Here is a 10,452-nt window from a genome sequence, read left to right on the forward strand (position 1 = left end):
TAGGGAGTTAATTCTGGCTGACAAGGGTTTATTGCAAAAAAATGATCGTTCGACCTAAATTTAGCCACAACGCTCTATTTCACAACGATTTGCCTGGTAACTGTGCAAAATCCTGGGCAAAAACTGCGACTTTATCCCAATCGGTGTACTCCACTTCTTTAGATGTGTCCGTCTCACCTCCGGTCATCCGCATAATCAGTTGAATCATGATGCGATCAAACCAGCGATAACGTGGATAACGCAGAGCGCCAGCAAACACAGCACAGCAATCGGGCTGCCACGGTGACTGTTCCAGAAACTTGCGAGTATACGCATTGGTCACAGGCGTGCACTTCTCTGCCTTACGCGCCGTCAGGTTGACGCTAAAGAAGCCGCTAACACGCTGCTGCAACTCGGCCTTGTGCTGCGAGACAAATTTCATCAGGGCGGGATGGAAATGGCCGTAACGAATGGATGCGCCAATCAACAAACGATCATACTGTGACCACTCCACCTTCTCAGCCTCAAGCAGGTCAATCACATCACACAGCTGCTGTGGCGCTAACGCCTGCGCCATACGTGCCGCGATCTCACGGGTTTGCCCATCGCGACTGGAATAAAGAATTAATGCTTTCATCAAATAATCCTGTTTCTTTTTATTCACGCCAGAAAGTCGGCGTAAACAGCACCAGCAGTGTGAACACCTCAAGGCGGCCAAACAGCATGGTCAAAATCAAAATCCACTTAGCGACATCATTCATTGAAGTGAAGTTATCGGCCACCACCCCCAACCCCGGTCCGAGGTTATTCAGCGTTGCCGCCACCGCCGCAAAAGCAGAGAAGTCATCCACGCCGGTCGCAATAATCGCCAGCATACTTAGTAGAAACACCAGCGCGTAAGCGGAGAAGAATCCCCATACCGCTTCAAGAATGCGTTCCGGCAGTGCACGATTGCCCAATTTGATGGTGTACACCGCGTTAGGATGCACCAGGCGCTTCAGTTCACGTGAACCCTGCTTAAACAGCAGCAGGATACGAATCACTTTCAAACCACCACCGGTTGATCCCGCCATGCCACCGATAAAAGCCGAGCAAAGCAGCAGCACCGGTAAGAACAGCGGCCAACGTGCGATGCTGTCAGTAGTAAAGCCTGCCGTGGTGGCCATCGACACCACCTGGAAAAACGCCTGATTCAGAGTTTGCCAGCCGCTGGCGTAGACGTTGTGGAACCACAGCACTATCGTACAGATCAGCACTAACGTCAGTTGTACGCCAATAAACATGCGGAATTCGGGATCGCGCCAGTAAACTTTAAGGCTGCGCCCGCTTAATAAAGAGAAATGCAGGCCATAGTTACAGCCCGAGATCAGCAGGAATACCGCCACGATGGTATTAATAGTGGGGCTATTGAAGTAACCGATACTCGCATCATGTGTCGAGAAGCCACCAATGGCGATGGTGGAGAAACTGTGGCCGATAGCATCAAACACCGGCATCCCCGCCAGCCATAACGCTACCGCGCACGCCACGGTCAGCAAGACGTAGATCAGCCACAATGTTTTAGCCGTTTCAGCAATACGCGGACGCATTTTATTATCTTTCAGCGGTCCTGGCATTTCAGCGCGATACAACTGCATACCGCCGACGCCCAGAATAGGCAGGATGGCGACGGCCAAAACGATGATCCCCATACCGCCAAGCCACTGCAGCATCTGACGATAAAACAGAATCGCTTTGGGCAAGGTATCCAGCCCGACTAAGGTGGTTGCACCCGTGGTCGTCAGGCCAGAAAAGGACTCAAAGAACGCATCAGTCACCGACAAATGCGGCTGCTCGGCAAAGATAAAAGGCATGGCCCCCACGCTGCCCAACACGGTCCAGAACAGCACCACAATCAGGAAACCTTCACGCGGTTTGAGTTCGGTTTTCTTTTTGCGGTTAGGCCACCACAACAGCGATCCAATCACAATCGCCATCATAAATGTCTGGCTAAATGCGCGTCCGGCACCGTCGCGGTAAATTAAGGCCACCAGCCCCGGCAGGATCATGGTCACCGAGAATAAAATCACCAACAGGCCCACGATGCGGGTAATGGCGCGAAAATGCATTCAGCCGTTTCCTTTAACAGATGCTTTTAATGGTCCAGCGGGATCAGCGTCAGGGCGCCCCGGCTGTAATCAGAAAGGTTTTGCCGAAAGCCATCAATCTGTGGATGCGGCAACGCTAACCGTAGCGCAATACGATCCTGATAATGGCTCTCTTCGATGATGCCGTCAAAACGTTGCAGCAAGCGCTCGATATCGCTCAACTGGGCATAGTCACATTGCAGAGTAAAAGATTGCATCGGCACTTTACGTTGACGCGCTAACTGCTTCAGACCCTGTTGCACGCCGCCACCGTAAGCTTTTACCAGCCCGCCCGTGCCCAACATAATGCCGCCATAATAGCGCACCACCACGGCGGTAATTTCACCGACACCGCTGCCCATTAACTGGGCCAGCATAGGTTTGCCTGCGGTGCCTGAAGGTTCACCGTCATCAGAGAAGCCCAGTTGCTGCGAATCTGACGGAGAACCCGCGACCCACGCCCAACAGTGATGGCGGGCCGTAGGGTGTTCGTGTTTCACCTGCTGCACAAAAGCCCGCGCCGCCTCAACGCCATCGGTATGCGCCAACAACGTTATAAAGCGGCTCTTCTTGATGGTTTCCTCACTGAGGCTCACGGCCTCAGCGGGAATATCGTAAGCATCCATTAGGCCAGATGCAGATCGCGCGTCATATTTTCAACACGATTGGCGTGAATCACCACATTATCCTCGATACGAATGCCGCCGTACGGTTTCAATGCGTCAATCGCCTGCCAGTCAAAGTATTGGCTGTACTTACCGCCGCGCAGCGAGGCCAGCAGCGAATCAATGATGTAGAAGCCAGGTTCGATGGTCAGCACCATGCCCGGCTCCAGCACGCGGGTGCAGCGCAAATAAGGATACTGGGTTGGTGCAGCCAGATGTGTGCCGTTGTCGTCCTGCATAAAGCCAGCAACGTCATGCACCTGCAAGCCTAGCGGATGGCCAAGACCGTGCGGCATAAATGGACCTGTTAAGTCTTCCGCCACCAGCGTCTCTTCGGTCAGTCCCTTCACCAAGTCAAACTTCAGTAACAGGCGCGCAATGCGCTGGTGCATCTGCAGGTGATAATCGGTATAGCGCACGCCGGCTTTCAGCGTGGCAATCAGCGCCAGCTCTTCTTTATTCATCGCGTCCACTATTTCGGCATAGCGAGACTTGGTTTGCGCCGCATAGCTGCGCGTCAAATCAGCCGCATAGCCAAGGTATTCCGCACCCGCATCAATCAGGAAACTATGACGTTTCGCCGGTGGCTGATGGTCAAGTTTAGTGTAATGCAGCACAGCGGCGTGTTCGTTGAGCGCGATGATGTTGCCGTAAGGCACATCGGTGTCGCGATGACCGGTAGCCGTCAGATAGGCGATGTTGATATCAAACTCGCTCATACCCGAGAAAAAGGCCTCTTTCGCCGCACGATGGCCCGCGACGGCCAGCTTCTGCGCTTCACGCATACAGGCCAGCTCGTACTCAGTTTTGATACTGCGATGGTAATGCAGGAAGTCGATCACGCCTTTGGGATTGACACGTTCGCTATTGATACCCAGTTGCGTGGCACGCGATGGCACCGGACCAATGTAAGCCACATTATCGCGCTGAGCAGGCAGAAGCTGGGCAATCTCATCGGCATTTTTCAGGCCAATAACATCCACATCGTGGGTCCAGAAGCTATTAGGTAACGGCTCGACGTTATGCCAGTAATCCACCGGAGAGTAGAACCACAACTTGGGTTTATTGACGCCATCGATCCATAACCAGCAGTTGGGCACCTGCGTGACCGGCACCCAGGCTTTAAATTGCGGATTAACTTTAAACGGATAGTCGTGATCGTCGAGAAAAACGGTCAACAGCTCGCCAGAATGAATCAACATGGCATCAAGTTTAAAGCGTGCCAGCACCTGTTGCGCCCGCTGTTGCAGCGTATTGATATGCGCGTGATACAGGGTTTTCAGTGAATCCATGGACTTGTCTCCGATGTCGCGAAATTGGCGGCAGTGTAGCACAGCCGCGTCTGGGTTGCCGTGCTGCACACGCTGTGATCGGCGTACCAAATAAGCAAAGACTCGTTTGCAAAAAATTAACATGCCGCCCACACTCCAGATCATCTGGTATGACCAGATCACCTTTCGCGGTTTCAGGAGACGAACATGCTCTACCAAGGCGATACCCTTTCAGTTCACTGGCTCGACGATGGCATCGCCGAGTTGGTGTTCGATGCACCCGGTTCAGTGAATAAACTCGACACCAAAACAGTGGCTTCATTGGGCGAGGCCCTCGGCGTGCTGGAACAACAGCCCGATCTGCGCGGCCTGCTGCTCACGTCGGCCAAACCGGCGTTTATTGTCGGCGCGGATATCACCGAATTCCTGTCGCTGTTTGATGCGCCAGAAGAGAAGTTGAGCCAGTGGCTGGCGTTTGCCAATAGCATCTTTAATCGCCTGGAAGATCTGCCCGTCCCGACCGTGGCAGCGATTGACGGCTATGCGCTGGGCGGCGGCTGCGAGTGCGTACTGGCGACCGATTTCCGTGTTGCCACACCGACCACACGTATCGGCCTGCCAGAAACGAAACTGGGCATCATGCCTGGATTCGGCGGTAGCGTGCGTTTGCCGCGCCTGCTGGGTGCCGATAGTGCACTGGAAATCATTGCGGCCGGAAAAGATATTGATGGCACCAGCGCACTCAAACTCGGTCTGGTCGATGCCGTAGTGAGTAGCGAGAAACTGCGCACTGCCGCACTCACCGTGTTGCAAGATGCGATAGCACAAGGCAGTTGGCAGGCCCGCCGCGCACCGAAACTGGCCCCCTTGAAACTCAGCCCGATTGAAGCGGCGATGAGCTTCACCATTGCCAAAAGCATGGTGATGCAAACCGCAGGCAAGCACTATCCCGCACCGATCACCGCAGTGAAAACCATTGAGGCCGCAGCGGGTTTGGGCCGTGATGATGCACTGAAACTGGAAACGGCCGCCTTCGTCCCGCTGGCGCAGAGCGATGTGGCACGCGCGTTGGTTGGCATCTTCCTCAATGACCAGTATGTCAAAGGGTTGGCGAAGAAACACAGCAGTGCAGCCGGTGCTCCGCAACAAGCGGCGGTATTGGGTGCCGGTATCATGGGCGGCGGCATTGCTTATCAGTCGGCATGGAAAGGCGTGCCGGTGAAAATGAAAGATATCAACCCACAGGCGCTGACGCTGGGCATGACGGAAGCCAGTAAACTGCTGAACAAGCAACTGGAGCGCGGTAAAATCGACGGCGCTAAGCTGGCGAGCGTACTCACCACCATTCAGCCCACGCTGGATTACGCCGGATTTGAACGGACGGATGTGGTGGTTGAAGCCGTGGTAGAAAACCCGCAGATCAAAGCCAAAGTGCTGGCCGAAACTGAGCAGCATCTCCGTGACGATGCCATTCTCGCCTCCAACACCTCCACCATTCCGATTAGCCAGTTGGCGCAGTCGTTGCAGCGCCCAGAGAATTTCTGTGGCATGCACTTCTTTAATCCCGTGCCACGCATGCCGTTGGTTGAAGTGATTCGCGGTGAGCAGACTTCAGAAGCCACGATCAGCAAAGTGGTGGCTTGGGCCAGTAAAATGGGCAAAACGCCGATTGTGGTAAATGATTGCCCCGGCTTTTTCGTTAACCGCGTGCTGTTCCCCTACTTTGCCGCGTTCAGTCTGCTGCTGCGTGATGGCGCTGACTTCCGCCAAATCGACAAAGTGATGGAGAAACAGTTTGGCTGGCCAATGGGCCCGGCCTGGCTGCTGGATGTGGTGGGTATTGATACCGCTCACCACGCGCAACAGGTCATGGCGCAGGGTTTCCCTTCTCGCATGCAGAAAGATTACCGCGACGCGATTGATGTGCTGTTCGAGGCTAAACGTTACGGCCAGAAAAACGGCCTGGGCTTCTATCAGTGGGAGCAAGACAAAAAAGGCAAAGCACAGAAGAAATCCGATCCGGCTGTTGATGCCCTGCTGGAGCCGATTTGCGAACCCAAACGCGTATTCAGCGATGAAGACATCGCTAACCGCATGATGCTGCCGATGCTCAACGAAGTGGTGCGTTGCCTGGAAGAGAAGATCATCGCCTCACCCGCTGAAGCCGATATGGCACTGGTGTACGGTCTGGGGTTCCCTCCTTTCCGAGGTGGCGCTTTCCGCTACATGGACACGCTCGGCACCAGCAACCTGGTCGATCAGGCTAAACGTTACACCGCGCTTGGTCCGCTCTATGCCATACCCGAGCTGTTAGTACAGAAAGCTCATCAGCATCAGAGCTGGTATCCCGCAGCCCAACCGATTGACGAAGCAGCACTGCAAAGTGCCTGAGGTGAACAAAATGGAAAATGTAGTGATTGTTGATGCGGTACGCACACCCATGGGCCGTTCCAAAGGCGGTGCGTTTCGTCAGGTGCGCGCGGAAGATCTCTCTGCGCATCTGATGCGCGAACTGCTGAGCCGCAATCCTGGTGTCGATCCCGCAGCGCTGGACGACATCATCTGGGGCTGTGTCCAGCAAACGCTGGAACAGGGCTTCAACATTGCACGTAACGCGGCGTTGCTGGCGGAGATTCCTCACCGCGTCCCGGCCAGCACCGTCAATCGTCTGTGCGGTTCATCGATGCAGGCACTGCACGACGCCGCGCGCGCCATTATGGTCGGCGATGCGCACAGTTGCATTATTGGCGGCGTCGAGCATATGGGCCATGTGCCGATGAATCACGGCGTTGATTTCCATCCTGGCTTAGGCCGCACCGTTGCGAAAGCGGCGGGCATGATGGGATTAACCGCTGAAATGCTGGCACGTATGCACCACATTAAACGTGAGCAGCAGGATGCCTTTGCCTTGCGTTCGCATCAGCGCGCCTGGGCTGCTACGCAACGCGGTGACTTCAAACGTGAGATTGTGCCCACATACGGCCACGATGCGGATGGCGTACTGAAGCGCTATGACATCGATGAAGTGATCCGCGAGGATACCACGCTGGAAGGATTAGCCGCGCTGCGTCCGGCATTCGATCCGGTCAACGGCACTGTGACAGCGGGCACCTCCTCTGCACTCTCTGACGGCGCTGCCGCGATGCTGATCATGAGCGAAAGCCGTGCCAGAGAACTCGGCCTGACACCACGTGCACGCATTCGCAGCATGGCCGTGGTGGGTTGCGATCCCTCCATCATGGGTTACGGTCCGGTTCCCGCCAGTAAGCTGGCGCTGAAACGGGCAGGATTAAGCGTGCAAGATATCGACCTGTTTGAGCTTAACGAAGCCTTTGCCGCGCAGACGCTGCCGTGCATTAAGGATTTGGGGCTGCTGGATCAGTTGGATGAGAAAGTGAATCTGAACGGCGGCGCCATTGCTCTGGGCCATCCGTTGGGATGCTCTGGCGCGCGAATCAGCACCACGCTGCTGAATCTGATGGAACGCCGTGATGCGCACTTTGGTCTGGCGACCATGTGCATTGGTCTAGGTCAGGGCATTGCGACGGTGTTTGAACGGGTTTAATCAGTTGCCATCAGCACGATGAATCGCGCCGCTACAGGGTGAGCGGCGTGATTTATCGTACGCTGATGACTTTAGATAAACGCAAACGCATCGCCGAACATCTGCGCTTCTACCGCACCGCGCTCCGCACAGAAACGCTCGCGTGCAATCTTCGCCATCTCAAAACGACCAGCGATATAGATGTCGTGCTCGCTAAGGGTCGTGTAATCCTGCATCACGGCAGTCAACACCGTGCCACTGCGACCTTCCCAACCTTCTGCTGGCTGCTCGACGACCGGGATCACCTTCAGATTAGGATGCTTCACTGCCAGCGCATTCAGCTCATCCAGATCGTATAGATGCATCAATTCACGTCCACCCCAGTAAATGGCGATGTCGCGCTCTGGCTGCTGGGCCAGCGCCGTCAGCAGAATGGAACGTGCATAAGAGAAACCCGTGCCACCGGCAATCAAAATGATCGGGCGATCACTCTCTTCTCGCAGCCAGGCATCGCCATGCGGCATGTCCACGGTGATTTGACGATCGTTTTTGATGCGATCCATCACCGCCATGGCATAGAGATTGAGGTCAGATGCGCCGATGTGCAGCTCGATGATGTCCTTTTCCATCGGCGTTGAAGCCAGTGAAAACGGGCGCTTGTCACGCTCATCCATTACCACCATCAGATACTGTCCCGCGCGGAAGCTGAAATCCGCTGCTGGAATCAATCGGACGCGGAATACCGTATCCGTAATCGCTTCAACCGAAGTGACTTTGCAGCTTAACGTCGTCATAGGTGCCCTTTTTTATGGTTCTGGCCGCCGTTAGCGCTGCGGCGGCTCGGCAAAGATAGCTAACTCATCCCAAATTGCGTCAATGCGCGCGGTGACGGCCGGATCTTTGACAATCGGCGTCCCCCACTCACGGGTGGTTTCACCAGGCCACTTGTTGGTGGCATCGAGCCCCATCTTCGAGCCCAAACCGGAAACCGGTGAGGCGAAATCAAGATAGTCGATAGGCGTGTTCTCCACCATCACGGTATCGCGCGCCGGATCCATACGTGTCGTAATGGCCCAAATCACATCGTTCCAGTCGCGTGCGTTAACATCGTCATCGCACACAATCACAAACTTGGTGTACATAAACTGGCGCAGGAAAGACCAGACGCCAAACATCACGCGCTTGGCATGGCCGGCATACTGTTTCTTTATCGTCACCACCGCGAGGCGATAAGAACAGCCTTCAGGCGGCAGATAGAAATCAACAATCTCCGGGAACTGCTTGATCAGAATCGGCACCAGCACTTCATTCAGCGCAACGCCTAACACCGCAGGTTCATCCGGTGGACGACCGGTGTAAGTCGAGTGATAAATCGGGTTACGCCGCTGCGTTACGTGCGTCACGGTAAATACCGGGAAACTATCTACTTCATTGTAGTAGCCCGTGTGATCGCCGTAGGGGCCTTCAGGTGCCATGTCGCCAGGCTCGATATAACCTTCCAGCACGATTTCCGCACTCGCCGGCACTTCCAGCTCGTTGGACAAGCACTTCACGACTTCGGTTTTGTTGCCGCGCAGTAAACCGGCAAAAGCGTATTCGGACAGCGTGTCAGGCACTGGCGTCACGGCACCGAGAATCGTCGCGGGATCGGCCCCCAGCGCTACCGAGACGGGGAAACGCTCGCCGGGATGGGCTTTACACCACTCCTGGAAATCCAGTGCGCCGCCGCGATGGGACAACCAACGCATGATAACGCGATTCTTACCGATCACCTGCTGGCGATAGATGCCGAGGTTCTGGCGCTCTTTGTGCGGTCCACGCGTCACGGTGAGGCCCCAGGTGATCAGCGGTGCCGCATCACCCGGCCAGCATTTCATCACCGGAATACGCGACAGATCGACATCATCGCCGCTAAATACCTCTTCCTGACACGGCGCATTACGCAGACGCTTGGTCGGCATATTTAGCACTTGCTTGAACTGCGGCATCTTGTCGAACAGATCGCGGAAACCTTTTGGTGGCTCGGGTTCTTTCAGGAACGCCAGCAGTTTACCCACTTCTCGCAGGGCACTGACCTCTTCCTGGCCCATGCCCATCGCCACACGTTTTGGCGTACCGAACAGATTACACAGCACCGGCATGTCGTACCCTTTAGGGTTCTCAAACAGCAGTGCCGGGCCACCCGCACGGAGGGTGCGATCGGCAATTTCAGTCATCTCAAGCTCAGGATCGATTTCCTGAGTGATGCGCTTTAGCTCGCCTCGCTGCTCAAGCAACGCGAGGAAGTCTCGTAAATCCTGATATTTCATGCGGCGTTAGCTTCCGGCCAAAGTGAATCGGGAAGTATATACCCAAACATTAAACGGGCTGACAGGAGAATGGCACCAGCGATTGAATCGCCAGCACATCGTGATACGCCGCGACAGGCTCGCCATGACGGAAAACTTTAAAATCTTCACCACGTGCGCTGTAGTAACGCAGGCGGTTTTCACTCACGTGCAGGAAACTGGCTTCACGCAGCGCAATCACCGACTCATGCGGATTAACCGTGCAGAACTCGGCCAGACGCTCGTCACGGGTTTCACCCATATGGCCACTGACGTGCGCATCCAAATAGTGCGGATTGATCTGAACCGGGAACAGGCTCAACGCAGGCAACACCACGCTGCTGCGCACCGGCATATCGTTGGTGGTGCGGATCGAAGGTGTGGCGACATTACAACCGGCGCTCCAGCCCACGTAAGGCACATCACGCTCACGTACCGCACGCTGAATCGCCACAATCAGACCTTGTTCATGCAGCATCTGATTGAGGAACCAGGTATTGCCACCGCTCACCAGGAGTAACTCCGCCTGTTCAATCGCCG

The 10,452-nt window shown here is 55.2% G+C and carries 9 protein-coding genes; 2 read left to right on the plus strand and 7 right to left on the minus strand.

Annotation, left to right across the window (positions count from 1 at the left end):
• Positions 1-79: 79 nt before the first annotated feature.
• The 4 genes from hemG to pepQ are packed head-to-tail and all read right to left on the minus strand — an operon-like array spanning position 80 to position 4,062.
• A complete protein-coding gene (gene hemG / locus PSSD_RS24380) occupies positions 80-616 on the minus strand; it encodes a menaquinone-dependent protoporphyrinogen IX dehydrogenase (RefSeq protein WP_058974020.1) in 537 nt (178 codons plus the stop codon).
• Positions 617-635: 19 nt separating this feature from the next.
• Complete coding sequence (trkH, locus tag PSSD_RS24385; RefSeq protein ID WP_039329284.1) at positions 636-2,087, minus strand: Trk system potassium transporter TrkH; 1,452 nt, start codon at positions 2,085-2,087, stop codon at positions 636-638.
• Between the two features lie 26 nt (positions 2,088-2,113).
• Positions 2,114-2,731, minus strand: a complete 618-nt coding sequence (locus PSSD_RS24390; protein ID WP_058974021.1) for an IMPACT family protein — start codon at positions 2,729-2,731, stop codon at positions 2,114-2,116.
• Positions 2,731-4,062, minus strand: coding sequence for a Xaa-Pro dipeptidase (gene pepQ, locus PSSD_RS24395; protein WP_058974024.1), 1,332 nt, complete (start codon positions 4,060-4,062; stop codon positions 2,731-2,733). Before pepQ ends, PSSD_RS24390 begins: the two co-directional genes overlap by 1 nt.
• 186 nt (positions 4,063-4,248) lie before the next feature.
• On the opposite strand from pepQ, the gene fadB reads away from it, so the two are divergent.
• Both fadB and fadA read left to right on the plus strand, forming a co-directional pair.
• Positions 4,249-6,432, plus strand: coding sequence for a fatty acid oxidation complex subunit alpha FadB (gene fadB, locus PSSD_RS24400; RefSeq protein ID WP_058974022.1), 2,184 nt, complete (start codon positions 4,249-4,251; stop codon positions 6,430-6,432).
• A gap of 10 nt (positions 6,433-6,442) precedes the next feature.
• The gene (gene fadA, locus PSSD_RS24405) at positions 6,443-7,606 is read left to right on the plus strand and encodes an acetyl-CoA C-acyltransferase FadA (protein ID WP_058974025.1); all 1,164 of its coding nucleotides are present in this window, start codon (positions 6,443-6,445) and stop codon (positions 7,604-7,606) included.
• Positions 7,607-7,677: 71 nt separating this feature from the next.
• Here the strand turns inward: fadA and fre are convergent, their stop codons facing one another.
• The 3 genes from fre to pepE form a co-directional block, all read right to left on the minus strand.
• Entirely contained in the window at positions 7,678-8,379 is a 702-nt protein-coding gene (fre, locus tag PSSD_RS24410; protein WP_039329278.1) for an NAD(P)H-flavin reductase, read from the minus strand.
• A gap of 30 nt (positions 8,380-8,409) precedes the next feature.
• Complete coding sequence (gene ubiD, locus PSSD_RS24415) at positions 8,410-9,894, minus strand: 4-hydroxy-3-polyprenylbenzoate decarboxylase (RefSeq protein ID WP_058960346.1); 1,485 nt, start codon at positions 9,892-9,894, stop codon at positions 8,410-8,412.
• Positions 9,895-9,943: 49 nt separating this feature from the next.
• A partial coding sequence (gene pepE, locus PSSD_RS24420) for a dipeptidase PepE (protein ID WP_058974023.1) occupies positions 9,944-10,452 on the minus strand: 509 nt, incomplete at its 5' end.

It is taken from the genome of Type-D symbiont of Plautia stali (assembly GCF_001485335.1).
GTDB lineage: Bacteria > Pseudomonadota > Gammaproteobacteria > Enterobacterales > Enterobacteriaceae > Pantoea > Pantoea vagans_C.

Coding starts and splice junctions, on each gene's coding strand:
- fadB (WP_058974022.1), top strand. CDS start 4,249: ATGCTCTACCAAGGCGATACCCTTTCAGTTCACTGGCTCGACGATGGC.
- fadA (WP_058974025.1), top strand. CDS start 6,443: ATGGAAAATGTAGTGATTGTTGATGCGGTACGCACACCCATGGGCCGT.
- pepQ (WP_058974024.1), bottom strand. CDS start 4,062: ATGGATTCACTGAAAACCCTGTATCACGCGCATATCAATACGCTGCAA.
- ubiD (WP_058960346.1), bottom strand. CDS start 9,894: ATGAAATATCAGGATTTACGAGACTTCCTCGCGTTGCTTGAGCAGCGA.
- PSSD_RS24390 (WP_058974021.1), bottom strand. CDS start 2,731: ATGGATGCTTACGATATTCCCGCTGAGGCCGTGAGCCTCAGTGAGGAA.
- fre (WP_039329278.1), bottom strand. CDS start 8,379: ATGACGACGTTAAGCTGCAAAGTCACTTCGGTTGAAGCGATTACGGAT.
- hemG (WP_058974020.1), bottom strand. CDS start 616: ATGAAAGCATTAATTCTTTATTCCAGTCGCGATGGGCAAACCCGTGAG.
- trkH (WP_039329284.1), bottom strand. CDS start 2,087: ATGCATTTTCGCGCCATTACCCGCATCGTGGGCCTGTTGGTGATTTTA.